This is a genomic window from Sphingomonas citri, assembly GCF_019429485.1.
Lineage (GTDB): Bacteria > Pseudomonadota > Alphaproteobacteria > Sphingomonadales > Sphingomonadaceae > Sphingomonas > Sphingomonas citri.
On record NZ_JAHXZN010000002.1, the window covers coordinates 44,101 to 66,597 of the forward strand.

27 protein-coding genes, 1 tRNA gene and 1 riboswitch are annotated in these 22,497 nt (G+C 72.1%); of the genes, 13 read left to right on the forward strand and 15 right to left on the reverse strand.

Annotation, left to right across the window (positions count from 1 at the left end; genetic code table 11):
* Positions 1-347: 347 nt before the first annotated feature.
* From KZ820_RS08350 to KZ820_RS08370, 5 genes are all read right to left on the reverse strand, one after another.
* On the reverse strand, positions 348-1,121 hold the full coding sequence (locus tag KZ820_RS08350; protein ID WP_219748208.1) for an ABC transporter ATP-binding protein: 774 nt from the start codon (positions 1,119-1,121) through the stop codon (positions 348-350).
* Positions 1,118-2,080: a FecCD family ABC transporter permease gene (locus KZ820_RS08355; protein ID WP_219748209.1), complete on the reverse strand. Its 963-nt coding sequence runs from the start codon at positions 2,078-2,080 to the stop codon at positions 1,118-1,120. Before KZ820_RS08355 ends, KZ820_RS08350 begins: the two co-directional genes overlap by 4 nt.
* Positions 2,077-2,895 (reverse strand): ABC transporter substrate-binding protein, encoded by an 819-nt coding sequence (locus KZ820_RS08360; RefSeq protein ID WP_219748210.1) that lies wholly within the window; start codon positions 2,893-2,895, stop codon positions 2,077-2,079. Before KZ820_RS08360 ends, KZ820_RS08355 begins: the two co-directional genes overlap by 4 nt.
* Position 2,896: 1 nt before the next feature.
* Positions 2,897-4,828, reverse strand: coding sequence for a TonB-dependent receptor plug domain-containing protein (locus KZ820_RS08365; protein WP_219748211.1), 1,932 nt, complete (start codon positions 4,826-4,828; stop codon positions 2,897-2,899).
* Between the two features lie 112 nt (positions 4,829-4,940).
* Positions 4,941-5,137, reverse strand: a riboswitch (cobalamin riboswitch).
* Positions 5,136-5,549: a (deoxy)nucleoside triphosphate pyrophosphohydrolase gene (locus KZ820_RS08370; protein ID WP_219748543.1), complete on the reverse strand. Its 414-nt coding sequence runs from the start codon at positions 5,547-5,549 to the stop codon at positions 5,136-5,138. (Overlaps the previous riboswitch by 2 nt.)
* A gap of 45 nt (positions 5,550-5,594) precedes the next feature.
* On the opposite strand from KZ820_RS08370, the gene KZ820_RS08375 reads away from it, so the two are divergent.
* Both KZ820_RS08375 and KZ820_RS08380 read left to right on the forward strand, forming a co-directional pair.
* Positions 5,595-5,786, forward strand: coding sequence for a Flp family type IVb pilin (locus KZ820_RS08375; RefSeq protein WP_219748212.1), 192 nt, complete (start codon positions 5,595-5,597; stop codon positions 5,784-5,786).
* 148 nt (positions 5,787-5,934) lie between these two features.
* Positions 5,935-6,102 (forward strand): Flp family type IVb pilin, encoded by a 168-nt coding sequence (locus KZ820_RS08380; RefSeq protein ID WP_219748213.1) that lies wholly within the window; start codon positions 5,935-5,937, stop codon positions 6,100-6,102.
* Between the two features lie 277 nt (positions 6,103-6,379).
* Here KZ820_RS08380 and KZ820_RS08385 read toward each other — a convergent pair whose 3' ends face one another.
* From KZ820_RS08385 to KZ820_RS08400, 4 genes are read right to left on the reverse strand one after another with little or no spacing between them, the layout of a single operon-like run.
* The gene (locus KZ820_RS08385) at positions 6,380-7,330 is read right to left on the reverse strand and encodes an acetyl-CoA carboxylase carboxyltransferase subunit alpha (protein WP_219748214.1); all 951 of its coding nucleotides are present in this window, start codon (positions 7,328-7,330) and stop codon (positions 6,380-6,382) included.
* A 9-nt stretch (positions 7,331-7,339) separates the two neighbouring features.
* Positions 7,340-8,275: a tyrosine recombinase gene (locus tag KZ820_RS08390; RefSeq protein WP_219748215.1), complete on the reverse strand. Its 936-nt coding sequence runs from the start codon at positions 8,273-8,275 to the stop codon at positions 7,340-7,342.
* Positions 8,275-10,056, reverse strand: coding sequence for a hypothetical protein (locus KZ820_RS08395; RefSeq protein ID WP_219748216.1), 1,782 nt, complete (start codon positions 10,054-10,056; stop codon positions 8,275-8,277). The genes KZ820_RS08390 and KZ820_RS08395 overlap by 1 nt, the downstream gene beginning before the upstream one ends.
* The gene (locus KZ820_RS08400; RefSeq protein WP_165926994.1) at positions 10,037-10,174 is read right to left on the reverse strand and encodes a hypothetical protein; all 138 of its coding nucleotides are present in this window, start codon (positions 10,172-10,174) and stop codon (positions 10,037-10,039) included. Before KZ820_RS08400 ends, KZ820_RS08395 begins: the two co-directional genes overlap by 20 nt.
* Before the next feature lie 97 nt (positions 10,175-10,271).
* On the opposite strand from KZ820_RS08400, the gene KZ820_RS08405 reads away from it, so the two are divergent.
* From KZ820_RS08405 to KZ820_RS08415, 3 genes are read left to right on the forward strand one after another with little or no spacing between them, the layout of a single operon-like run.
* Entirely contained in the window at positions 10,272-10,823 is a 552-nt protein-coding gene (locus tag KZ820_RS08405; protein WP_132907446.1) for a shikimate kinase, read from the forward strand.
* On the forward strand, positions 10,820-11,989 hold the full coding sequence (aroB, locus tag KZ820_RS08410; protein ID WP_219748217.1) for a 3-dehydroquinate synthase: 1,170 nt from the start codon (positions 10,820-10,822) through the stop codon (positions 11,987-11,989). The genes KZ820_RS08405 and aroB overlap by 4 nt, the downstream gene beginning before the upstream one ends.
* 59 nt (positions 11,990-12,048) lie before the next feature.
* Complete coding sequence (locus KZ820_RS08415) at positions 12,049-12,873, forward strand: alpha/beta fold hydrolase (protein WP_219748218.1); 825 nt, start codon at positions 12,049-12,051, stop codon at positions 12,871-12,873.
* Positions 12,874-13,073: 200 nt separating this feature from the next.
* Here the strand turns inward: KZ820_RS08415 and KZ820_RS08420 are convergent, their stop codons facing one another.
* Both KZ820_RS08420 and eno read right to left on the reverse strand, forming a co-directional pair.
* Complete coding sequence (locus KZ820_RS08420) at positions 13,074-13,391, reverse strand: FtsB family cell division protein (RefSeq protein ID WP_258047973.1); 318 nt, start codon at positions 13,389-13,391, stop codon at positions 13,074-13,076.
* A gap of 44 nt (positions 13,392-13,435) precedes the next feature.
* On the reverse strand, positions 13,436-14,716 hold the full coding sequence (gene eno / locus KZ820_RS08425) for a phosphopyruvate hydratase (RefSeq protein ID WP_219748219.1): 1,281 nt from the start codon (positions 14,714-14,716) through the stop codon (positions 13,436-13,438).
* A 133-nt stretch (positions 14,717-14,849) separates the two neighbouring features.
* On the opposite strand from eno, the gene KZ820_RS08430 reads away from it, so the two are divergent.
* From KZ820_RS08430 to KZ820_RS08450, 5 genes are all read left to right on the forward strand, one after another.
* Positions 14,850-15,386 (forward strand): hypothetical protein, encoded by a 537-nt coding sequence (locus KZ820_RS08430; RefSeq protein ID WP_219748220.1) that lies wholly within the window; start codon positions 14,850-14,852, stop codon positions 15,384-15,386.
* Between the two features lie 4 nt (positions 15,387-15,390).
* On the forward strand, positions 15,391-15,732 hold the full coding sequence (locus KZ820_RS08435; protein ID WP_219748221.1) for a phage holin family protein: 342 nt from the start codon (positions 15,391-15,393) through the stop codon (positions 15,730-15,732).
* Positions 15,729-16,004, forward strand: a complete 276-nt coding sequence (locus KZ820_RS08440; RefSeq protein WP_219748222.1) for a DUF3618 domain-containing protein — start codon at positions 15,729-15,731, stop codon at positions 16,002-16,004. Before KZ820_RS08435 ends, KZ820_RS08440 begins: the two co-directional genes overlap by 4 nt.
* A 37-nt stretch (positions 16,005-16,041) precedes the next feature.
* Positions 16,042-16,497: a hypothetical protein gene (locus KZ820_RS08445; RefSeq protein ID WP_219748223.1), complete on the forward strand. Its 456-nt coding sequence runs from the start codon at positions 16,042-16,044 to the stop codon at positions 16,495-16,497.
* Positions 16,498-16,675: 178 nt separating this feature from the next.
* A complete protein-coding gene (locus tag KZ820_RS08450; protein WP_132907437.1) occupies positions 16,676-16,894 on the forward strand; it encodes a DUF4170 domain-containing protein in 219 nt (72 codons plus the stop codon).
* A gap of 400 nt (positions 16,895-17,294) precedes the next feature.
* Here KZ820_RS08450 and KZ820_RS08455 read toward each other — a convergent pair.
* The 4 genes from KZ820_RS08455 to KZ820_RS08470 all read right to left on the reverse strand — a co-directional run bounded on the left by KZ820_RS08455 (position 17,295) and on the right by KZ820_RS08470 (position 19,192).
* Positions 17,295-17,378 (reverse strand) — tRNA-Leu (locus tag KZ820_RS08455).
* 189 nt (positions 17,379-17,567) lie between these two features.
* Positions 17,568-17,888, reverse strand: coding sequence for a PilZ domain-containing protein (locus tag KZ820_RS08460; RefSeq protein ID WP_219748224.1), 321 nt, complete (start codon positions 17,886-17,888; stop codon positions 17,568-17,570).
* Between the two features lie 120 nt (positions 17,889-18,008).
* Positions 18,009-18,491, reverse strand: a complete 483-nt coding sequence (gene dksA / locus KZ820_RS08465; protein ID WP_219748225.1) for an RNA polymerase-binding protein DksA — start codon at positions 18,489-18,491, stop codon at positions 18,009-18,011.
* A 191-nt stretch (positions 18,492-18,682) separates the two neighbouring features.
* Complete coding sequence (locus tag KZ820_RS08470; RefSeq protein WP_132909303.1) at positions 18,683-19,192, reverse strand: host attachment family protein; 510 nt, start codon at positions 19,190-19,192, stop codon at positions 18,683-18,685.
* A gap of 95 nt (positions 19,193-19,287) precedes the next feature.
* Between KZ820_RS08470 and serS the strand changes: the two genes are divergently transcribed.
* Genes serS through KZ820_RS08485 form a run of 3 tightly spaced genes read left to right on the forward strand, consistent with a single transcriptional unit; the run spans position 19,288 to position 22,497 of the window.
* Positions 19,288-20,568, forward strand: coding sequence for a serine--tRNA ligase (serS, locus tag KZ820_RS08475; RefSeq protein ID WP_219748226.1), 1,281 nt, complete (start codon positions 19,288-19,290; stop codon positions 20,566-20,568).
* A gap of 49 nt (positions 20,569-20,617) precedes the next feature.
* Positions 20,618-21,382 (forward strand): 5'/3'-nucleotidase SurE, encoded by a 765-nt coding sequence (gene surE, locus KZ820_RS08480; protein ID WP_219748227.1) that lies wholly within the window; start codon positions 20,618-20,620, stop codon positions 21,380-21,382.
* Between the two features lie 5 nt (positions 21,383-21,387).
* Positions 21,388-22,497 carry a peptidoglycan DD-metalloendopeptidase family protein gene (locus tag KZ820_RS08485; RefSeq protein ID WP_219748228.1) on the forward strand — a complete coding sequence of 370 codons (1,110 nt, stop codon included), beginning with the start codon at positions 21,388-21,390 and terminating at the stop codon, positions 22,495-22,497.

Consider the following 22,497-nt stretch of genomic DNA (forward strand, 5'->3'; position numbering starts at 1 on the left):
AATGGGAGCTTGGACGAACCCGCGCCAGCCGGGTGTGGCCGCTTGCCAGACGGTGGAAGCGTGGGGCTTAAGGTGGGCGACGCTCTCGACGATAAGCTCCACTGAGCTTCCCTACCTCACGCATCGCGGTGGCTACGGCGTGTCGGTGCAGCCTGTGTAGTTCCTGTGCAATCAGTTCGGGAAAACGCGGGTAAATGCGGGTATCTTCACCCACCCCGATCAGGTCCTTTTTACCCCTAACCTCCTGTAATCAGGTCGATCCATGACGGTTCGGGATGATTGCGCTCAACGACTGCAAATCCTTGCACCCGGGTTCGATTCCCGGTCGCGCCTCCAGATGCAGCGGCTCACACCCGGCCCACCGGCACGATATATCGCTCGCCCCCCGCGGTGAGCCCCACCTCCACCGCCACCCCATAGGTCGCCGCGATCGCCTCGGGCGTCAGCACCGCGGCGGCGTCGCCCGCCGCCATCACGCGACCGGCGCGCAGCAGCACCACCGAGTCCGCCAGCCGTGCCGCGAGGTTGAGGTCGTGCACCACCAGCACCACGCCAGCGCCCGCCGTCGCGACCGCGCGCAGCCGGGCGCCGACGTCGAGCTGGTGCGCCGGGTCGAGGCTGGCGAGCGGCTCGTCGGCAAGCAGCCACTCGGGCTCGCCCGCCAGGACGCGGGCCAGCAGCGCGCGCGCGCGCTCGCCGCCGGAGAGCTGCTCGACCGGACGCGCCGCCAGGCCCGTCATCGCCGTCGCCTCCAGCGCCCGCTCCACCGCCGCACGGTCCGCCGCGTCCGCCCCGCCACGCCCGCGCCACGGCAGCCGGCCGAGCGCCACCAGCGCGCGCACGTCAACGTCCCAGTGCACGTCCGCCTGCTGCGGCAGGAAGCCGATGCGGCGCGCGCGCTCGCGCGCGTTCAGCGCCGCTACGTCTACGCCGTCCAGCGTCGCCGACCCCGAGTCGGGGCGACGCAGCGCGGCGAGGCAGGCGAGCAGGCTGCTCTTGCCCGCGCCATTGGGCCCGAGCAGCGCGGTGACGCGCCCAGGCGCGAGCGTGAGCGTCACCGCCTCGAGCACGCGCCGCCCGCCGAGCGACAGCGTCAGCGCCTCGGTCGCCAGCGCGCTCATGCCAGCCGCCGGCGCAGCCGCAGCAGCAGGTAGAGGAAGAAGGGCGCGCCGAGCAGCGACATGGCGATGCCGAGCCGCAGCTCGCTCGCGCTCGGCACCAACCGCACCAGCGTGTCCGCCACGGTCACCAGCAGCGCGCCCGCGAGCGCGCTCGGCCACAACGTCGCGCCGGGGCGGTGGCGCGCGAGCGGGCGGACGAGATGCGGCACCATCAGCCCGACGAAGCCGATCACCCCCGCGGTCGCCACCGTAGCGCCGACGGTGAGCGCGACGCCGAGCACGATCGCGCGCTGCAGCCGCCGCGGCTCGACCCCGAGCGAGCGCGCCGCGGTCTCGCCCAGCGTGAGCGCGTCGAGCGCGGGCGCGGTGCGCGCCAGCACCGCGATGCCGAGCGCGACCAGCGGCAGCGCGAGCCACACGTCGTTCCAGCTGCGGTCGGTCAGCGCGCCCATCAGCCAGGTGACGATCTCGGAAGCGACGAACGGCGTCGGCGCCAGGCTGATCGCGAGCGCCGTGAGCGCGCCGGCGAGGCTGGTCAGCACCATGCCGGCGAGCGTGAACACCACCAGGCTGGCCGAGCGCCCCGCGATCAGCGCGAGCAGCGCCATCGTCGCCGCCGCCCCCGCCAGCGCGAAGAGCGGCACCAGCCAGGCCTGCGCGGCATAGCCGAAGAAGAGCGCGCAGACCGCACCCAGCGCCGCGCCCGAGGAGACGCCGAACAGTCCGGGGTCGGCCAGCGGGTTGCGCAGATAGCCCTGCATCGCCGCGCCCGCGACCCCCAGCGCCGCGCCGACGATCAGCGCGAGGATCGTGCGCGGCAGTCGCAGCTCGACGATGATGATCGAGCGCGGGTCGGCGCTGGTCCAGGCGTCGAGCGGCACCCACACCTTGCCCGCGGCGAGCGAGCCCGCCGCGGCGAGCAGCAGCGCAAGCATCAGCCATAGCGTCGCGCGGCTCATCGCCCCTCCCCGAACCGCGCGCGCGCGGTGCGCAGCAATGCCATCGCCTCGACGATCGTCGGTCCGCCGCAGTTCATCAAGCGCGCCGGGAAGGGGACGGTGGTGAGCCGCGGCGCGAGGCGGCGGAGCGCGGGATGGTGCTCGGCGCGCTCACCCCCGCCCTCCGCCGCGGCGACCGAGAAGAGCGCACGCGGCGGAGCGGCGATGAGATGCTCGAGTGGCAGCACGTCCCAGCGCGCCAGCCCGTAGCCGGCGCTGGCGTTGCGGAAGCCCGCGCGGGTCAGCAGGTCGTCGGGCAGCGTCCCCGCGCCGGGCACCAGTCCGCCCGCGCCGAAGATCAGCGCGGGCACCGGCATCAGCCGCACCTGCCGCGCCGCCGCCTCGATCCGCGCCGCGAGCGCCACGCCCCGCGCCGGGTGACCGACGCGCGCGGCGAGGTCGCGCACCTGGGCGACGCTCTCCTCCACCGTCGTGGGCACCGCGAACTGCGCGAGCGGCACGCGCAGCCGCTTCAGCGCGGCCACCGTCGCGGGGGCGACATGGCCGCCGGCGACGACGAGGTCGGGGCGCAGCGCCACCACCTCCTCCGCGGTACCGGCGTTCGCTGGGTAGCGCCGCGCCAGCGCGAGCGGGATGGAGCTGGAGCGCGCGTCCTGCGAGTAAGCGCTGATCGAGGCGATCTGCGCGGGGTCGGCGACTCGTACTAGCACCGCGTCGAGGCACGGGTTGATCGACACGATGCGCGGCTCGCGCGGCGTCGCGGCACAGACCAGCGCCGGGGCCGCGAGCAGCAGCAGGAGAGCGCGTGCGCCCATCTCAGTAGCGCAGCCGCACCCCGCCGTAGGCGGCGCGCCCGGGATTGCCATAGTCCACCGCCACGAGGTAGCGCTGATCGAAGGCATTCTCGAGCCGCGCATACAGCTCGATGTTGTCGCTCAGCGGCAGCGCGGCGCGCAGGTCGGCGAGGACATAGCCGTCGAGCCGCACCTGGCCGACGTCGTAGCTGTCGCCAACCGCGGTGAGCGTCACCCCGGTGGAGAGGCCGAACGGCCAGTGATAATCGGCGTTGACGGTGGTGCTGTCGCGCGGGCGGCGCAGCAGCGGCAGGCCGAAGCTCGCACCCGGCGAGCGGTTCTCGCCGTCGAGATAGGTATAGGCGGCGACGACCGTCAGCGCCTCGACCGGGCGCAGCGTGAGCGCGAACTCCAGCCCCTGCGCGCGGGTGCGCGCGACATTGTCGTAGATGCCGAACGGCCGCGTGTCACAGATCGGCCCGTCCACCGCCGGGCTGCACGCGCGCGTGTTGATCAGGTCGCGCGAGACGCGGCGGAACCACGTCGCGCTCGCCTCAAGCGCGCCGTCGAGCGCGCGCTGGGTCACCCCCGCGTCCCAGCCCTCGGATCGCTCGGGACGCAGGTTGGGATTGCCGGTGCTGCCGTTGAGCTGAAACAGGGTCGGCGCCTTGAAGCCCTGCGACCAGCTGCCGCGTAGCAAAGTGGCGCCGTCGTTGGGCGTCCAGGCCAGGCTCGCCGCGCCGACGGTGGCGCCGCCGAAGCGGTCATGGTCGTCGTGGCGCACGCCGCCGGTCGCGGTCACCCCGGCGAGCGGGGTGAGCGCGAGCTGGCCGTAGACGCTGAACAGCCGCGCGCGCCCGCGATCGGTGCTGCCGTAGCCGCGCGTGTAAAGCCGCGAGATCTCGCGCTCGGCACCGAACGTCGCGCGCGCGACCGCACCGAGATCGGCGACGCCCTGGTAGTCGAGGCGATAGTTCTGCCCCTGCGAGCGGTAGGTCTCGCGCGGCGTCAGCGCACGGTCGTAGCTGGTCCGCGCGATGTCGGTCCGCGCATAGCCCAGCCGGTTGCGCAGCGCGCCGTCGAACAGCGCGACGTTGACGCCGCCATAACCGACCCACTGCTCGGCATCGCTGTATTCGCGCGTGTCGTTGAAGGTGTAGTTCGGCGCCGGGAAGCCGTCGAACTCGGTGCGGCCGTTGGCATAGAAGCCGCGCAGGTCGACGGAGACGTTGCTCGCCAGCGTCGCGGTCACGCTGGCGTTGCCGCCATAGTGGCGGAAGCCGTCGCGCTCGCTGCCGCGCGCGTAGGACGAGATGCCGTCGGTGGTGTAATAGCCGCCGCCCAGGCTCGCCGCGATCGCGCCGGCACGTCCCGAGACGTTGGCAAAGGCCTGGCCGGTGCCCATCGCCCCACCCTCGGCACGTGCGTTGACGCTCAAACGGTCCGTCGGCTGGCGCGTGATCATGTTGACCACGCCGCCGATCGCCTGGCTGCCCCACAGCACCGAGGAGGCGCCGCGCAGCACCTCGACCCGCGCGATATTGCCGACCAGCAGCTCGCCGAAGTTGAAGCCGCCGCCGGGCGCCGAGGGATCGTTGATCTTCACGCCGTCGATCAGCGCCGCGGTCTGGTCGCTCTCGGCGCCGCGGATGAACACCGAGGTGACACCGCCGACGCCGCCGGTGCGCGCCACGGCGATGCCGGGGGTCTGGCGCAGCAGGTCCGCGAGTACGACCGTCTGGCGCCGCTCGATCGTCGCGGTGTCGAGCACGGTCACCGCCTGCGCCACGGTGTCCGCCGGCGTGGCGGCGCGCGCGGCGGTGACGATCACGTCGTCGCCCGCGCGAGTCGCCTGTTCCAGCGCCTCGGTCGATTGCGCGCTCTGCGCGTGCGCCGCCGGCGCGAGCAGCAGCACTGGCAGCGCGATCGCGATGCGGCGATAGGATATGGTCACGTCTTCCCCCACACGGTCGCGGGCGGACGCGCGGCCCCGTGCCGCGGCGCTGCCACCCGATCGTCGTCACGCGAGGACAAGACCTCGATCGCCCGGCACACCCCGTCCGCGCGAAGGACAACCGCGACGGGCAGGTCTCCTGGCTCCCGGGTCAGCGCCCCGGCTCCGGCCTTCCCGGACCGAGGGTCCAGTGGCACGCGCGGGAGAGGGCTCGCCGGTCACAGTTGCGGGGGCAGCGCCGGATCGCCACCAAGCTACCGGCTTCCCTCTTACTTCCCCTCCCGGGGAACCTGTCGCGCCGGCGCCCCTAGGCCAGCGCGTCGCCGCGGGCAAGCGACTCGCGCAGCACGGCGAGCAGCGGCACGTCGACCGGCGGCATCGGCAGCCCGGCGAGCGCGGCGGGCAAGTCCCAGCGCAGCGCCGCCGCGGCGAGTGGGCGCGGCTCGCCCGACCAGGCGCGCGCGACGTAGAGCAGCATCACCAGCGGGCGCGCGCCGGCCGCGGCATCGGCGGCGAAGGACAGCGGCGTGAGCGCCGCGGGCGACACCGCGATGGCGAGCTCCTCGGCGAGCTCGCGGACCAGCGCGTCAACGGGCGCCTCGTCCGGCTCGACCTTGCCGCCCGGGAACTCCCACAACCCGCCGTGGCGTTTGTCGGCCGGACGCTGCTGCATCAGGCAGCGTCCGGCCGGGTCGATCAGCGCCGCGGCGACCACCAGCATCGTCATCGAACCGATCCTTAACCATGCCTGGGCTACGATCGCGTCATGGCACGCCCTCGCACCCGACGCCCGTTCTTCTCGCGACTCAGCCGCGACGGCCGCGGCGCGACCGCGGTGGAATATGCCCTCATCCTCGCCGCGATTGCGCTGACGATCGCCGCGGGGCTCGGCCGCGTGTCCACCGCACTGAGCGACGTTCTCACCACCGTGTCGACCAACCTTCTCGTCGGTCGCTGAGAAGATCCCAACTAACCTGCGTAAATTTCTGAAATCGTCGGAACAGGCTTAAGTCTTTCTCAACCGTGCCGCAGCTACACCGGACATCGCTGGAGCCCCAGAGGCTCATCGGCCGGGTAACTGAAGCCAATTTGTCTCGGAGATCGACATGCAGAAGATTCGCGCTTTCCTGAAGAACAACAAGGCCGCCACCGCGATCGAGTACGGCCTGATCGCCGCGCTGGTCGCCGTCGCCGCCATCGGTGCGATGAAGGGCCTGGGCAACCAGCTGCAGAACACCTTCAACACCACTTCGAGCCGGATGGCCAACGCGTAATCCGCTGGTCCGTTCACGTATGAAGGGCGGCTGGACCTCGGTCCCGCCGCCTTTTTTCTTGTTGAGTTCACGGGCGCCCTGATCCTGTTGTTGCGTCAACCCTCAAGTCGGTAATCCGCACAGCATCAGACTGGCGTCATCCTGAACTCGTTTCAGGATCCACCGCCCCGCGACCGCCTCGTGCGTGCTGTACGCGGCACCGTGGATCCTGAAACAAGTTCAGGATGACGGAGCAGGTTGCAGGCGGAGCTTCCTCCTCCGCCAAAGCGCCCTCGCTTCAGCTCAGCCGGCCCATGCGCAGGAATTTGTCGCGCCGGTCCTGGCGCAGCGCCTCCGGCGTCAGCGGCGACAGCTCACCGAGCGCGCGCTCGATCGAATCACCCAACGCGCGAATCGCGCCCGCCGGGTCGCGATGCGCGCCGCCGAGCGGCTCGGGGACGATCGAGTCGATCACGCCGAGACCCTTGAGATCCTGCGCGGTCACCTTCATCGCCTCGGCGGCGTCGGGGGCGCGGTCGGCGGTGCGCCACAGGATCGACGCGCACCCTTCCGGCGAGATCACCGAATAGACCGCATGCTCGAACATCAACACGCGGTTACCGCTGGCGAGCGCGATCGCGCCGCCCGAGCCGCCCTCGCCGACGATCGACGCGACCAGCGGCACGCCGAGTGCGAGACACGCCCCGGTCGAGCGCGCGATCGCCTCGGCCTGGCCGCGCTCCTCCGCCTGGATGCCCGGGAAGGCCCCCGAGGTATCGACCAGCGTAACCACCGGCAGCCCGAAGCGATCGGCCAGTTCCATCAGCCGGATCGCCTTTCGGTAGCCCTCGGGCTTGCCCATGCCGAAATTGTGCTTGAGCCGGCTGGCGGTGTCGTCGCCTTTCTCATGGCCCAGCACCATCACGCGCTGGCCGCGGAACGTGGCGAAGCCGCCGAGGATCGCCTGATCGTCGCCGAAGGCGCGATCTCCCGCCAGCGGGAGGAACTCGTCGAACAGCCCGGCGACGTAATGGCGGAAGTGCGGGCGCTCGGGATGGCGCGCCACCTGGGTCTTCTGCCACGGCGTCAGCTTGGCGAACGTGTCCTTCAGCTGCTTGTCGGACTTGGCCTGGAGCTTGGCGATCTCCGCGGAGATGTCGATCGCGCCCGCGTCACCGGTGTCGCGCAGCTCGTCGATGCGCGCCTGCAGCTCGGCGATGGGCTTCTCGAAGTCGAGGAAACTAGGCATCGGCCGCAGCTAGTCGCGGTGACGCAACGCGTCAACGAGCGGGTGCCGCTCGTTGACCAGCTCGACCAGGCGGCTGCTGTCGACATGCGTGTAGATCTCGGTGGTGGCGATGTCGGCATGGCCCAGCATCGACTGCAACGCACGCAGGTCGGCGCCCCCCTCGAGCAGGTGAGTCGCGAAGGCGTGGCGCAGCACGTGCGGGCTGATCCGATCGGGCGGGATCCCCGCCTCGGCAGCGAGCGTGCGCACCAGCTGGAACAGCCGCACGCGCGAGAGGTGGGTCGCCCCCGAGGGGAAGAGGAAGGGGCGATCGCTCGCGACATGCACGCGCCACGCTGCCACCGCCGCGCGCGCGCGATCGGACAGCGGCACCAGCCGCTCCTTGCCGCCCTTGCCGCGCAGGATCAGGAACGGGCGATCCGGGTGGATCGCGTTGCGCGGCAGCGACACCAGCTCGCTCGCGCGCAGCCCCGAGCCGTAGAGCAGCTCGATCAGCGCGGCCAGCCGCAGATCGGTCGGTATCACGGGATCGCGCGCGAGCCGCTCGGCGATCGCGGCGAACAGCCGGTCGACGTCGGCGTGGCTCAGCGTGCGCGGCAGCGCGCGGCGCGTGGCCGGGCGCGGCAGCGCCGGCGAGGGATCGTCGTGGCGCGCGCCCTCCTCGGCGAGAAAGGCGAAGAAGCGTCGCAGCGCCGAGGCTTTGCGCGCCACGCTGGCGCTGGCGAGCGCGATCCAGCCGTCGGCGAGCCGGCCCAGCGCGGCGGCGTCGGCGCGTGCCAGCCCGCCGTCGAGCGCCTCGGACGCCAACGCGAGATCGCGGCGATAGGCGGCGAGCGTGTTCGCCGCCGCACCGGCCTGCGCCGCCAGCATCTCGAGGAAGCGCTCGATCGCCTGCCGGTCCTCGCCCGAGGCCCCCGCCCCGGTCGTGAGCCCGCGCGCGCGCATCAGAGCCGCGCGATCGCCTCGGCCGCGATCATCCGCGCCTCGCCATCGAGCCCGACCGCGCGCAGCGCCGCGACGACTCGGTAGAGCGACGCCGCCGGCACCGCCTCCCAGCCGCGCGCCTGCAGACCGACCGCGGCGAGCAGCAGCACGGTACCCTGCTGGCGCGCCGCCACCGCCTGGTCGAGCGCGCGCGTCCAGCTGTCGGCCCGCGTGACCGGCACGCCGAAGCGCTCGCCCTCGTCCGTCAGGTCGGCGACGGGCACGTCGCCCAGGCCGGCGAGCGCGGCGAAGAACAGCTGCTTCTTGCGCTCGGCATTGGCGCCACTCGGGACATAATCTCGCGGGTTGGTGCCGCGCGCGCCGCCGTCGGGGTCGGCGAGCAGCAGCATCGCCCAGGCGTCGCTGCCGGCGCGCACATGGCCGCGCCAGCGCTGCGCGGTGCGGTCCAGCCCCGCGCTCAACATCGAGGCGACGAGCCGGTCGGCCTGCTCCACCTCGCCCGCGGGCAGCAACCGCGCCGCGGCGCGAGCGGTCAGGATCAGTCGGCCGTAGCGCGCCGCCGGCGTCTCGGCCGCATCCCACAGCCGCGCCATCGCGCCCAGGCGGGTGTCGAGGCTGTCGCCGACATAGGCGTCGCGCAGGTCGTTGGCGGTGCGCGCCAGTGGCGCGGGCACGTCGTCGCCGTCGGCCAGCGCCGAGTAGAGATCGACCAGCGCCGCGGACGACAGCGCGCCCAGCGCCGCCGCCCGGTCGGCAACCGCGGCGCGCTCGGCGAGCGGGATCGCCGGCGCGAGCGCGCGCCACGCGGTCACCTGCGGCCCGACCGTGTCGTAGAGTTCGGCGGGCACCGCGACGCCGGTGGCAGTGGCGAGGCCGAAGCGCCACGCGGTGAGCTGGGTCACCGGCGCCCACTCGATCGTGATCGCTTGACGGCTGTCGAGCCCCGCCCCCATCACCTTCTGCGCGAGCTGGAGATCGATGCCGCTGGCAACTCGGCGGCGGCGGATGTCGGCGAGCAGCGGCTGCGTCTTGCCGGTGCCGGTCAGGCCGGCGCACATCGCGCGCGCGACGATCCAGCCGCGCTCGCTTTCCCCCGCCCCCGGCGCCAGCGCGCACAGCGCGGCGGGGTCCGCGGTGGCGAGCGCGGCCTGCATCCACACCTGGCGCAGCTTGGGGGTGACACGGTCGAGATCAACCGACTGCGCCACAGCGCGCGCGGTGACCGACTCGCCCATGCGCAGCAGCAGCCACGCGCGCTCGGCGGCGAAGTCGGCGCCGTTGACGTGCGCGGGCGTGACCAGTTCCGCGGCGAGCAGCCGGCGCAGCGCGATCTGGAGCCAACGCGACGGCAGCGGCGCCGACAGCCGCCGCATCAGCCGCTCGAGGTAGCGGCCGTCGGCGCCGGCGAAGGCGTCGGCGGCGAAACTGTCGCTGGGGCCGAGCTGCGCGAGCGACCGCCGCGCGAAGGCGGGCATCTCGTAGCGCGGCGCCACCGGCGTGGGCGTCGCGCCCGGCGTCGGCATCGCCAGCGGCGGGAGCGGCGGCAACGGGCCGGCCGGTGTCGTCGCGGTGACACGAGGCGCGGTCGCGGGCGCCGCGCCCGGCGCGACCGGCGCAGCGGTGCCTGACGACGGTGCGGGGGACGGCGTCGGCGTCGGCGCGTTCTCGCCGAAACCGGGCGGCAACAGTGATTCGGGGCTCTGCTGCGCCGCCGCGGCGGCACCGATCGCGAGCGCCGCGGCGCCCGCGACGAGCGCGCGCCTAGTTCGCGAGGTTGCCAAGCTCGACCGCCTTCTCGACCCGCGTCGTCGGCTGCTCGGTCGCGCGCCCGGCGAGGAAGAACAGGGCGCCGAGCACGATCACCAGCAACACCACCACCGAGACGATCAACCGAGACATGGATACCCCATCGCGCACGCGCCCAACCGCCCCGGGAGAAGCGCGCGGCGCGCACGCTGTTGCCGGGGCATGAAGGCGCTGTATAGCCCTGCCGACGATGTTGCAAAGCCCGCCTGCCCCGCGCGAACGAGGAGCCGCCTGGATCGGCCAGCCGATCGTGCTGGTCGGACTGATGGGCGCGGGCAAGTCCACGGTCGGGCGCCGGCTGGCGACGCGGCTCGGCCTGCCCTTCGTCGACGCCGACACCGAGATCGAGTCCGCCGCGGGCATGTCGATCAGCGACATCTTCGCGCAGTTCGGCGAGGCTTATTTCCGCGACGGCGAGCGCCGCGTGATCCAGCGCCTGATCGACGGCCGCCCCAAGGTGATCGCGACGGGGGGCGGCGCCTTCGTCAACGATGAGACGCGCGCGCTGATCCTGTCCGAGGCGCTGGCGATCTGGCTCGACGCGCCGGTGGAGGTGCTGGCCGAGCGCGTGCGCCGCCGCGACACCCGCCCGCTGCTGCGCGGACGCGACCCGGCGGCGGTGCTGCGCGACCTCGCCGCCGTCCGCAACCCGCTCTACGCGCTGGCGCATCTTCGCGTCGCCAGCGCCAACGCCCCGCACGAGACGACCGTGCGCGCGATCCTGGAGGCCCTGGGCAGATGAGTAACGAGCAGACCGGCAAGCAGTCTGGCCGGGGCGCCACCGTCCCCGTCCGGCTGGGCGAGCGCAGCTATGACGTGGTGATCGAGCCCGGGCTGCTGACCCACGCCGGCGAGTGGCTCGCGCCGCTGGCGGGCCGGCGCCCGCTGGTGATCGTGGCCGACGTCAACGTCGCCGACCATCTCGCCGCGCTGGGCGGCGCGCTGGACTCGGTCGGGGTCGGGCATCGCTCGATCGTGCTCCCCGCGGGCGAGGCGTCGAAGAGCTGGGCCACGCTCGAGAGACTCACCGACCAGCTGCTCGCGCTCGGGGTCGAGCGCGGCGACCATGTCGTGGCGCTCGGCGGCGGGGTGATCGGCGACCTGGTCGGCTTCGCCAGCGCGATCCTCAAGCGCGGCTGCCGCTTCGTCCAGATCCCGACGACGCTGCTGGCGCAGGTCGATTCGTCGGTCGGCGGCAAGACCGGGATCAACGCGCGCGCGGGCAAGAACCTGATCGGCGCCTTCCACCAGCCGCGCCTCGTACTGATCGACCCCGACGTGCTCGACACGCTGCCCACACGACAGGTGCGCGCCGGCTATGCCGAGGTGGTCAAATACGGGCTGATCGACGACGCCGACTTCTTCGCCTGGTGCGAGCGTCACGGCGCCGCGCTGCTCGCCGGCGACCCGGCCGCGCGCACCCACGCCATCGCGCACGCGGTCGCCGCCAAGGCGCGGATCGTCGCCGAGGACGAGCACGAGACCAACGGCCGCCGCGCCTTGCTCAACCTCGGCCATACCTTCGGCCACGCGCTGGAAGCCGAGGCGGGTTTCTCCGACCGGCTGCTCCACGGCGAAGCGGTCGCGGCGGGGTGCGCGCTCGCCTTCGCGTTCTCGGCCGCGACCGGGCGCTGCTCCGCCGCCGACGCCGAGCGCGTGGCGGCGCATTGGCGTGACAGCGGCCTGCCCGACGGGCTTGCCGCGGCGGGCATCGACGCGCCCGCCGAGCGGCTGGTCGAGCATATGCGCCACGACAAGAAGATGGAGGCGGGCACCCTGCCCTTCCTGCTCACGCGCGGCATCGGCCAGACCTATCTCGATCGTGGCGTGGCGCTCGGCGAGGTGGAGGCGTTCCTCGCCGCGCAGCCGCGCGCCGCGGCGAGCGCTTCCGTGACTGCGACCGACTGAGCGGAACGGGGCCGCCGCGGGGCGGTTAACGTGGCTTAGTTTCCCCAAGGAGCGAGCCAATGCCCTACGTCAAGACGCGCGACGGCACCGACCTCTATGTGAAGGACTGGGGCGAGGGCCGCCCTGTGGTGCTGATCCACGGCTGGCCGCTCTCGTCGGACAGCTGGGACCCGCAGATGAAGGCGCTGGCAGACGCCGGCTTCCGCGCGATCGCCTATGATCGCCGCGGCTTCGGCCGCTCGGGCCAGCCGTGGGGTGGCTACGATTATAACACGCTCACCGACGATCTGAACGACGTGCTCGAGGCCGCGGGCGCGACGCAGGACGTGACGCTGGTCGGCTTCTCGATGGGCGGCGGCGAGGTGGCGCGCTACCAGTCACGCTACGAGGGCAAGGGCGTGATCTCGGCGGCGCTGATCGGCTCGGTCGTGCCCTATATGCTCAAGACCGACGACAATCCCGACGGCGTGCCCGAGGACACGCTGCAGGGGATCGCCGACGGCATCCTGAAGGACCGACCGAACTTCTTCCGCACCTTCTTCAAGGACTTCTTCGGCGTCGGCTATGTCACCAGCCCGGTCAGCGAGGCGACGCTCGACTGGGCGTGGCGGCTGGCGATGCAGGCGGGACTGCAGCCGACGCTGAGATGCGCGGAGAGCTTCGGCCACACCGACTTCCGCCCCGACCTCCCCGCCTTCCGCCTGCCGACGTTGGTGCTGCACGGCACCGGCGACAAGACGGTGCCCATCGACGCGAGCGCCCGGCAGGCGGCACGCGGTATCCAGGGCGCGCAGCTGGTGGAATATGACGGCGCGCCGCACGGCCTATTCGCGACCGAGGGCGAACGCCTGACGCGCGACCTGCTGACGTTTTTGGGGCGGTAAGGGGAGAGGGTCAGCGAACCGTCGCTTTTGGTGCAATGCCACCTACCCTCGGCAATTGTCTCCACCCCGGCGAACGTCGGGGTCCAGTTAGGTGACCGGCGTGGGTCCCACGACGGCTTTCGCAACTGGGCCCCGGCGTTCGCCGGGGCGACGTAGTAGGTAAGCCCGACGTGAACTTAGCGCCTCTTCTCGTTCGCCCCTCACTTCAGCGGGACGATCACCTCGTCGGGATGCGCGACGTTGAGTTCCTTGCGCACCAGCTCGTCGACCATGTCGGGATTGGCGTGGCGCGGGTCGAGCAGCGCGACGCGATTGCGCAGCATCTCGCGGCGCGCGTCGAGCGCGGAGAACTGCCGCTCGCGCGCCGCCAGCTGGCGCTTGTAATCGCCCAGCGCGAGCACGCCGTTCGGCCCCAGGATCGCATAGGCGCCGAAGAACAGCATGATCGTCACCGCCAGCGCGGGCAGCGCGGCGGAGCGGAGCGTGGTCCGGAGACGATCGGGTTTGCGGGCGGGCATGGCGGCGCGATCCTCGCGCGCCGACACGTCCTTGGCAAGCCCCCTCAGCGCAGGCGGAGCACGTCGCGTCCGGCGTAGCGCGCCACGTCGCCCAGCTCCTCCTCGATGCGGATCAGCTGGTTGTACTTGGCGAGCCGGTCCGACCGGGCGAGGCTGCCGGTCTTGATCTGGCCGCAGTTGGTGGCGACGGCGAGATCGGCGATGGTCGAATCCTCGGTCTCGCCCGAGCGGTGCGACATCACCGCGGTATAGCCGGCGCGCTCGGCGACGCGGATCGCCTCCAGCGTCTCGCTCAACGTGCCGATCTGGTTGACCTTCACCAGCAGCGAGTTGGCCAGGCCCTGGCGGATGCCGTCGCGCAGCCGCTTCGGGTTGGTGACGAACAGATCGTCGCCGACCAGCTGCACCTTCTTGCCGATCGCGTCGGTCAGCGCCTTCCAGCCCTCGAAATCGTCCTCGGCCATGCCGTCCTCGATCGAGAAGATCGGGTAGCGCGCGGCGAGATCGGCGAGATAGTCCGCCATCGCGCCCGGCTCGAGCGTGAGGTTCTCACCCGAGATGACGTACTTGCCGTCCTTGAAGAACTCGGTCGCGGCGCAGTCGAGCGCCAGCATCACGTCCTCGCCCGGCGTGTAGCCGGCGCGCTCGATCGACGTCATGATGAAGTCGAGCGCGTCGGTGGTGCTGGCGAGGTTCGGCGCGAAGCCGCCCTCGTCGCCGACCGCGGTGGCGAGGCCCTTCTCGCTCAGCCCCTTCTTGAGCGTGTGGAAGATCTCCGAGCCGCAGCGCACCGCCTCGGCCAGCGACTCCGCGCCGACCGGCACGACCATGAACTCCTGGAAGTCGATCGGATTGTCGGCATGCTCGCCGCCGTTGATGATGTTCATCATCGGCACTGGCAGCACGTGCGCCGCGACACCGCCGACATAGCGATAGAGCGGCAATCCGCGCGCGTCCGCGGCCGCCTTGGCGACCGCGAGGCTGACGCCGAGGATCGCGTTGGCGCCGAGCCGGCCCTTGTTCTCGGTCCCGTCCAGCTCGATCATGGCGTGATCGACCTCGAGCTGGTCCTCGGCGTCGAGCCCGACGATCGCCTCGGCGATCTCGCCGTTGATCGCCTCGATCGCGCGCTCCACGCCCTTGCCCGACCAGCGCGCCGTGTCGCCGTCGCGCTTCTCCACCGCCTCGTGCGCGCCGGTCGAAGCGCCCGAGGGCACCGCGGCACGGCCGAAGCTGCCGTCGTCGAGCAGGACGTCGACCTCCACGGTCGGGTTGCCGCGGCTGTCGATGATCTGGCGGCCGTGCAGGTCGATGATTGCGGTCACGTAACGATCCTCTTAGCTTGCTGCCCCAACGGCGACGCCGCCGCGTGTAGCGATCACCGCGGCGGGCTGCAACGCGAGGGAACCCTCGGCCACCGGCGCCGGTTGTTCGACCTCGACCAGGGAAGGATGAATCATGGCCGACCAGCAGGACCGCGACACCGCGCAGCCGATCAGCGACGGCGATATCACGCCGCCGCCCGCCAACGCGAGCTTCACCCCCGCCGCGCCGCTCAAGGACGCCGGCGTCGACTTCTCGCCCGAGAGCGGCGCGGGCGGCGACACCGGCAGCACCGTCGCTGGCGCCAAGCAGGCGTTGCGCGACAATGTCGCCAAGGGCCGCGAGCAGGCCGCCGACAAGGCGCGCCTCTTCGCCGAGGACGGCAAGGCCAAGGCGAGCGACGCGCTCGGCCAGCTTTCGCAGCTGCTGCGCGACGCCGCGCAGCAGGTCGATGACAAGCTCGGTGAGCAGTATGGTCAATACGCCCGCGGCGCCGCCGATCGCGTGCAAGGCTTCACCAGCGCGATCGACGAGAAGAGCGTCGACGACCTGCTCGCCGACGCGCGCGAGCTGGTCCGCAAGAGCCCGGCAGCGGCGGTGGGCGTCGCCGCGGGCGTCGGCTTCGTCGTCGCGCGACTACTGAGCGCGGGCCTCGATCAGCGCGACGCCTGACCCGATGGACCTACGTGAACCGGTGATCGGGGAGCCAAGCATCCCCCATCTCGTTGCGCGGCTCACGCACGACGCGCGCGACGTGGCGCGGGCCGAGATCGCGCTGGCCAAGGCCAAGGCCGGCGCCGCCGCGACGCGCTACAAGAAAGCGGCGGTGCTGTTCGCCGTGGCAGGCGTGCTCGCACTCGCCGCTCTGATCACGTTGCTCATCGGGCTGGTGCTGACGTTGGCGACCCTGATCGGGCCCGGTCTCGCTACCGCCGCGGTGGTGGGCGCCGTGCTGGTCGTCTCGCTCGTGCTCGCGCTCGCGGGGCGCTCGCGCCTCACCGCGAGGCCCGGCGCATGAGCGGCGCCGACGTCACCGCCGCCGAGGCGCGGGCCGCCGAGGCACGCGCTCGGCTCAACGGCACGGTCGAGGCGTTACAGGCCGAGCTCGAGCCACGCCGGCTCGTCACGGTCGCCAAGGCCGAGGTGCTCGGCGGCGGCAATCGCGCCGCACGCGCCGGTCTCGAGGCGGCGCGGCGCAATCCCGCCACCGTCGCCGGCGCCGGCGCGCTGCTGCTCGCTTTCCTCAACCGGAAGCGGATCGCGCGCGTGCTGAGCAGGAAGAAATCGTGACATCAATGTCGTCCGCCAGGCCGAGAGGATAGAGACCATGACCGACCATCAGCAGCATGATCATGACGACACCCACGGCCGTCTGCGCGACGGCGTGGACCAGGCGCGCGACGCCGCGTCGCACGCTTACGAGAGCGCGCGCCACCGCGCCAGCGACGCGGCGCATGCCACCGCCGAGACGCTCGAGGCCAACCCGCTCGGGCTCGTCGTCGGCGGGCTCGCGCTCGGCGCGCTCGTCGCGGCAGTGATCCCGCGCGGCCAGCGGGAGCGCGAGTTGCTCGCGCCGGTGGGCAAGAAGGTCAGCGCCGCCGCGACCGCCGCCTTCGCCGCCGCCAAGGAGGCGGGGCGCAGCGAGATCGAGCAGCTCGGCCTCACCCCGGACGCCGCACGCGGTCAGGCGAAGTCGCTGTTCCAGGGCGTCGTCAAGGCGGCGGCGAGCGCGGGCACCGCTGCCGCCAAGGCGGGCAAGGAGCAGGTGAAGACCGCGAGCTGACCCCTTCTATCGCGCGGCAGGTGGCGCTAAGGCCGGTCTCACAACAGGTGATCGGCACCGCGGCACCGACAGCGCACGGGAATCAGGAGAGCAGTCGGGCGCACCGCGCCGGCTGCTCTCGCCTGTTCGGGTCACGTGGCGGCAACCGGTCACCGCTCACCCTCTCAGGAGCCGCCCCATGAGCAAGCTGCACCTCGTCTTCGGTGGACGCGTGACCGATCCGCGCACGCTCGACTTCGCCGACCTCTCCTCGATCGACATCGTCGGCGTGTTCCCCGATTATGCCAGCGCCGAGAAGGCGTGGCGCGCCGCCGCGCAGCGCACCGTCGACGACGCCGAGATGAAATATGTGGTGGTGCACCTGCATCGCCTGTTGGAGCCTGACCTGACGGCGTGAGAGCGATGCCGCGGGGCGTCGGATTGCTTGTCGCTCGCCGACCGTAGCTTACCCGCTTCGAAACGCCGCAGCAAAGGCGCGATCTTGGCGCCCCACCAATGTCGTCGCGGCCTTGTTCTGGAGTCGCAGAGCCACGCCTACGAAACAGGCGACTAACACGTCGCCTCCGCGACGGCCCACTTAGATCCTCTCCTGCAAGGGGAAGTGGCAGCGCGAAGCGCTGACAGAGGGGTGTTCCCGGTAATGAGTTACCCATACTCGCCCGCGGCGACACCCCTCCGTCGCGCTGCGGCGCCACCTCCCCTTGCAGGGGAGGTTCGGTAAGATGTCGTGCGGCTTGACCGCCCCCCTGCGCCTCAGCCCTTGCCCGGGAACAAGAGGAAACGTCACAGGAGATTCTTGGTACGGGCGGTCGGACTCGAACCGACAAGGATTGCTCCGGCGGATTTTGAGTCCGCTGCGTCTACCATTCCGCCACGCCCGCGTGACCGGCGCGCCTTGGCACGACCGATGCCCCCGCGTCTAGAGTGTGATCGACCGAGGCTGGTTCGTGCTCCTACGTAGCCGGAGCTCAGCGATGGGGAGCAAGCCGATAACGCTGACCTCCTGCTCGCGCGGGAGCGCGCGGCGCGCCGGACGAGCGCGCTGACCAGCTAATCGCTCGTCCGCTACGTCAGTGATGGATGATCGCGGCGGGGTCGATCAGCTCGTCGAACGCGATGCCCGCGCGACGGTCGATCTGCCACGCGATCCGCCCTGTCACCCAGCCCAGCCCCGCGAGCTCGATCTCGACCGCGCTGTCGGGCGCTAGCGGGTGCGGCAGCTCGGCCATCAACCCTCCGCCCGACACGTTGCGCACACTGACGTCGAACCCGTCCGCCTGCCCCGCGAGCCGCAGCCGCGCGAACATCGTGACCTCGTCACGGCCGCGCAGGTCACGGCGCTTGTCGGGCTGGCTGCCCAGCGCCCGGATGTCGTCGTCTCGCCCGCTCATACCACCCACCGTCGCCAGTCGCCCGAAATGCTCCATCCTGCCCACCGCCTGCTGAACCCCGCCGAGCCTAGCCGGCAAATAGTTAAGCAGGTATTAGCGCGCCGGGCCGAGCTGCGCGGTTCAATCGTCGCGCGAGACCTTCTCGTTGCGCTCGTGGCGCTCCTGCGCCTCGACCGTCATCGTCGCGATCGGGCGTGCCTCGAGCCGGCCGAGGCTGATCGGCTCGCCGGTGACCTCGCAATAGCCGTATTCGCCCTCGTCGATGCGACGCAGCGCGGCCTCGATCTTGGAGATCAGCTTGCGCTGCCGGTCGCGCGTGCGCAGTTCGAGCGACCAGTCGGTCTCGCTCGCGGCACGGTCGGTGAGATCGGCCTCGCGCAGCGAGTCCAGCTGCAGCTGCGACAGCGTGCCGAGCGATTCCCGCAGGATCGCGTCCTTCCAGTCGAGGAGCTTGCGGCGGAAATACGCCTGCTGCCGCGGGTTCATGAACGGTTCGTCGGGGCTCGGGCGATAGCCGTCGCTCGCCCCTCCGACATCAGCCTCGTCATTCGCCGCCGCCAGTTTGCCGGGCCCTTCACCGAAACGATTGATCGCCGTCGCCATCGACTTACTCCCGCTGCGCCCAGGATGTCGTTAGCACCGCTGTGCGCCCCCTCCGGGGCGCCTATAGTCGCGCGGGCCGGTCACCACAAGCGAACACGCGCGCCTAGCCGCTCCGCCCTGTCCTCGTCATGAACAGTTCGGCACGGCGTATGTGCGAGGATGGGACCACGCCGCGTCCGACGCCGGCCTGATCAGGCAGAGAGCAGCGCCTGTTCGATGTCCGGAATGGTGTGCCCGGTCAGGTCCTTGCTCAGCTCGCCGGTGAGCCGCTGGCTGACCTCCTTGTGATAATGTTTACGCAGCTCGCCCAGCGTCTTGGGCGGCGCGACCACGATCAGCGACTCGAAATCGTTGGCGAGCGCGCGGCGCTTGAGCAGGTCGGCGGCGTCGGCGGCGAACCGATCCTCCTCGAGCTGGTGGAAGTCGGTCTCCTCCATGCTGCCGCGCGACGGTGCGAACTGCGCGCCACCGCCCTGTGCGTGACCCGACCCGCCCTGCGCGACGCGCGGCGCGCCCGCGCCGCTCTGCGTCGACGAGCTGCCGCCCGCGGCGTCGGTCTTCTGATCACGGTTGGCGGGATTGGCGCGCTCCTCGGCGTGCTCGACCGTCAGATTGGGGTGAACATCGTCACCCTCGTTGCGCAGGAACAGCAGCTTGCGCCCGTCCGCCACCAGCACCACCGAGTCATGGGGTACCTGCATCGCTCATTCTCCTCTGTCCGTGCGGGTGTGGGGCGTGAACGCAGCGGACGTGCGCCGGGTTGCCTCGCCGCGGCGCCCCGGCCATAGCGCGGCGCATGCACGACATCCGCCTGATCCGCGACGCCCCCGACGCCTTCGACGCCGCGCTGGCGCGGCGCGGTGCCGCTCCCTCGGCCGCCGCGATCGTCGCGCTCGACAAGCGCCGGCGCGAGCTGATCACCGAGGCGCAAGGAGCGCAGGCGCGCCGCAACGAGGCGTCCAAGGCGATCGGCGCCGCTAAGGCGAGCCGCGACGAGGCGGCGGCGCAAGCGCTGATGGCCGAGGTGGCCACGCTGAAGCAGCGGCTGCCCGAGCTGGAAGCCGAGGAGGCGCGGCTCGGTACCGAGCTCGACACCGTGCTCGCGGCGCTGCCCAACCTGCCCTACGCGGACGTGCCCGACGGCGCCGACGAGGACGACAACCAGCTGGTGCACGAGCGCGGCACGCGCCCCGACCTCGGCTTCGCGGCGCGCGAGCATGACGCGATCGGCCCGGCGCTCGGGCTCGACTTCGAGACGGGAGCGGCGATCGCGGGCTCGCGCTTCACGCTGGTGCGCGGCCCCGCGGCGCGGCTGCAGCGCGCGCTCGGCCAGTTCATGCTCGATCGGCTGACGCGCGAGTACGGCTATGAGGAGGTCGCGCCGCCGCTGCTGGTGCGCGACGAGGCGGTGTTCGGCACGGGCCAGCTGCCCAAGTTCGCCGAGGACCTGTTCCGCACCACCGACGGGCGCTGGCTGATCCCCACCGCCGAGGTGTCGCTGACCAACATCGTGCGCGAGCAGATCCTGAGCGAGGAGGTGCTGCCGCTGCGCTTCGCCGCGCTCACGCCGTGCTTCCGCTCCGAGGCGGGCGCGGCGGGTCGCGACACGCGCGGCTATATCCGCCAGCACCAGTTCGACAAGGTCGAGATGGTGTCGATCGTCGCGCCCGAGGCGAGCGAGGCCGAGCACGAGCGGATGACCGCCTGTGCCGAGGGCGTGCTCGACGCGCTCGGACTGGCCTATCGGCGGATGAAATTGTGCTCGGGCGATATGGGCTTCACCGCGGCGCGGACGTATGACCTGGAGGTGTGGCTGCCGGGCCAGGCGCGCTACCGCGAGATCTCGAGTTGCTCGACCTGCACCGACTTCCAGGCGCGGCGGATGAACGCGCGCTATCGGCCGGAAGGCGAGAAGTTGACGCGTTTCGTCCACACGCTCAACGGCTCGGGGCTGGCGGTCGGACGGACGCTGGTGGCGGTGCTGGAGAATTACCAGCAGGAGAGCGGTGCGGTGGCGGTGCCCGAGGTGCTGCGGCCGTATCTCGGCGGGCTGACGCTGCTGGAGCCGCAGGCGTGAGGATAGCGCCGGGCGAACTTCTCCCCGCTCGAGGGCAGGATCTGAGCTGATGCGCGTCCTCCTCAGCAACGACGACGGCTATCACGCCCCCGGCCTCGCCGTGCTCGAGCGTATCGCCGCTCAGCTCTCCGACGACGTCTGGGTGTGCGCGCCCGCCGACGAACAGTCCGGCACCGGCCGCTCGCTCTCGCTCACCAAGCCGCTGCGCGTGCGGCGCTTCGACGCGCGCCGCTACGCCGTCGGCGGCACGCCGACCGACGCGGTGATGTTCGCGCTGGCCGAGGTGATGCGCGAGACGCCGCCCGACCTCATCCTCTCCGGGGTCAACCGCGGCGGCAATCTCGCCGAGGACGTGATGTACTCGGGCACCGTCGCGGCCGCGATGGAGGGCGCGCTCGCGGGGATCCGCTCGGTCGCGCTGAGCCAGAAATATGGCGTGCTCGCGCCGGGCGAGGACGTCTCCTTCGCCGCCGCGGAGGCATGGGGCGAGCGCGTACTGCGCCCGCTGCTCGACAGCGACTGGGCGCCGCGCTCGATGGTCAACGTCAACTTCCCCGCGCCGGACGTCGGTCCGGTGCGCGGCATCCGCATCGTGCCGCAGGGACTGCGCGACTACGGCCGCGCGCGCTTCGAGACGCGCACCGACCCGCGCGGCCACGACTATCACTGGCTCGCGCTCGGCAAGGTCGCCGTCGCGGCGCCAGGCGAGAGCGACCTCGCCTCGGTGGCGGAAGGCTGGATCACGGTGACCCCGCTCCAGCTCGACCTCACCCGCCACGCGTCGCTCGAGCCGCTCGCCCGCGCTTATGGCTGAGCCGGGTGCGTGACGCGGGCGTGACTCGCGCGGCGGCACTGGCGCTGCTGCTCGCGGGCTGCATCCCCGCCGTCGAGCGCCCCTCGCCCGCGCCGCCGGTTGACGCGCCCACTCCCGTCCCCGCGGATGAGCCCGCGCCCGAGCCGGCGTCACGCCCCGAGGATCAGGTGGCGTCCCCCACCGGCGCCAACCGCGACGTCGCCCAGCTCCCCGCGCCGCGCCCCGCCTGGGAGGCACGCCCGGTCGCACCCGACGCGCGCGCGGTCGCGGCGCAGCGCTACACCGTCCGCGCCGGCGACACGCTCGGCGCGATCGCGGCGCGCACCGGAGCGGGAGTCGACGCGATCGCGCGCGCCAACGCGTTGACCCCGCCCTACCCCGTCCGCGCCGGCCAGTCGCTCGCCATCCCCGGCGGGCGCTACCACCTCGTCCGCGCCGGTCAGACCGGCATCGCGATCGCGCGCGCCTATGGCGTACCGTGGAGCGAGGTGATCGCCGCCAACGCGTTGAACGAACCCTATCTGCTCCGCGCCGGCCAGCGCGTGCTGATCCCGCGCGCACCGGGCGCTCCGGTCAGCGCGGCCGAGCGCGCCGCCGCCTTCACGCTCGACGTCGACACGATCCTCACCGGCGGCGAGCCCGCGGTGGTGGCCGGTCAGGCGCCCGCGACACCGGTGGCGAGCGCGCGTCGCGTGCTGGCGCCGAGCGCCGCGACGGTGGCCCCTGCCGCGCTGCCCGGCCGCTTCGTCTGGCCGGTCGACGGCACGATCGTGCGCCGCTTCGGCCCCGGCGCGACCGGCGAGCGCAACGACGGGATCAAGATCGCGATCCCGCTCGACACGCCGGTGCGCGCGATCGCCGACGGCACGGTCGCTTACGTCGGCTCGGAGGTGCCCGCGCTCGGCGGGTTGGTCATCGTGCGCCACGGCGGGGGCTGGACCTCGGTCTACGGCCACGCCGGCACCTTGCTCGTCCAGCGCGGCCAGGCGGTGAGGAAGGGACAGGTGATCGCGCGGAGCGGCGAGAGCGGCTATGCCGACCGCCCAGAGCTCCACTTCGAGCTGCGCCGCGGCCGCACCCCGGTCGACCCGACGACGCAATTGCCGCACCGCTGA

Coding starts and splice junctions, on each gene's coding strand:
- KZ820_RS08350 (WP_219748208.1), bottom strand. CDS start 1,121: ATGAGCGCGCTGGCGACCGAGGCGCTGACGCTGTCGCTCGGCGGGCGG.
- KZ820_RS08355 (WP_219748209.1), bottom strand. CDS start 2,080: ATGAGCCGCGCGACGCTATGGCTGATGCTTGCGCTGCTGCTCGCCGCG.
- KZ820_RS08360 (WP_219748210.1), bottom strand. CDS start 2,895: ATGGGCGCACGCGCTCTCCTGCTGCTGCTCGCGGCCCCGGCGCTGGTC.
- KZ820_RS08370 (WP_219748543.1), bottom strand. CDS start 5,549: ATGCTGGTGGTCGCCGCGGCGCTGATCGACCCGGCCGGACGCTGCCTG.
- KZ820_RS08375 (WP_219748212.1), top strand. CDS start 5,595: ATGGCACGCCCTCGCACCCGACGCCCGTTCTTCTCGCGACTCAGCCGC.
- KZ820_RS08380 (WP_219748213.1), top strand. CDS start 5,935: ATGCAGAAGATTCGCGCTTTCCTGAAGAACAACAAGGCCGCCACCGCG.
- KZ820_RS08385 (WP_219748214.1), bottom strand. CDS start 7,330: ATGCCTAGTTTCCTCGACTTCGAGAAGCCCATCGCCGAGCTGCAGGCG.
- KZ820_RS08390 (WP_219748215.1), bottom strand. CDS start 8,275: ATGCGCGCGCGCGGGCTCACGACCGGGGCGGGGGCCTCGGGCGAGGAC.
- KZ820_RS08400 (WP_165926994.1), bottom strand. CDS start 10,174: ATGTCTCGGTTGATCGTCTCGGTGGTGGTGTTGCTGGTGATCGTGCTC.
- KZ820_RS08405 (WP_132907446.1), top strand. CDS start 10,272: ATGTTGCAAAGCCCGCCTGCCCCGCGCGAACGAGGAGCCGCCTGGATC.
- aroB (WP_219748217.1), top strand. CDS start 10,820: ATGAGTAACGAGCAGACCGGCAAGCAGTCTGGCCGGGGCGCCACCGTC.
- KZ820_RS08415 (WP_219748218.1), top strand. CDS start 12,049: ATGCCCTACGTCAAGACGCGCGACGGCACCGACCTCTATGTGAAGGAC.
- KZ820_RS08420 (WP_258047973.1), bottom strand. CDS start 13,391: ATGCCCGCCCGCAAACCCGATCGTCTCCGGACCACGCTCCGCTCCGCC.
- KZ820_RS08430 (WP_219748220.1), top strand. CDS start 14,850: ATGGCCGACCAGCAGGACCGCGACACCGCGCAGCCGATCAGCGACGGC.
- KZ820_RS08435 (WP_219748221.1), top strand. CDS start 15,391: ATGGACCTACGTGAACCGGTGATCGGGGAGCCAAGCATCCCCCATCTC.
- KZ820_RS08440 (WP_219748222.1), top strand. CDS start 15,729: ATGAGCGGCGCCGACGTCACCGCCGCCGAGGCGCGGGCCGCCGAGGCA.
- KZ820_RS08445 (WP_219748223.1), top strand. CDS start 16,042: ATGACCGACCATCAGCAGCATGATCATGACGACACCCACGGCCGTCTG.
- KZ820_RS08450 (WP_132907437.1), top strand. CDS start 16,676: ATGAGCAAGCTGCACCTCGTCTTCGGTGGACGCGTGACCGATCCGCGC.
- KZ820_RS08460 (WP_219748224.1), bottom strand. CDS start 17,888: ATGAGCGGGCGAGACGACGACATCCGGGCGCTGGGCAGCCAGCCCGAC.
- dksA (WP_219748225.1), bottom strand. CDS start 18,491: ATGGCGACGGCGATCAATCGTTTCGGTGAAGGGCCCGGCAAACTGGCG.
- KZ820_RS08470 (WP_132909303.1), bottom strand. CDS start 19,192: ATGCAGGTACCCCATGACTCGGTGGTGCTGGTGGCGGACGGGCGCAAG.
- serS (WP_219748226.1), top strand. CDS start 19,288: ATGCACGACATCCGCCTGATCCGCGACGCCCCCGACGCCTTCGACGCC.
- surE (WP_219748227.1), top strand. CDS start 20,618: ATGCGCGTCCTCCTCAGCAACGACGACGGCTATCACGCCCCCGGCCTC.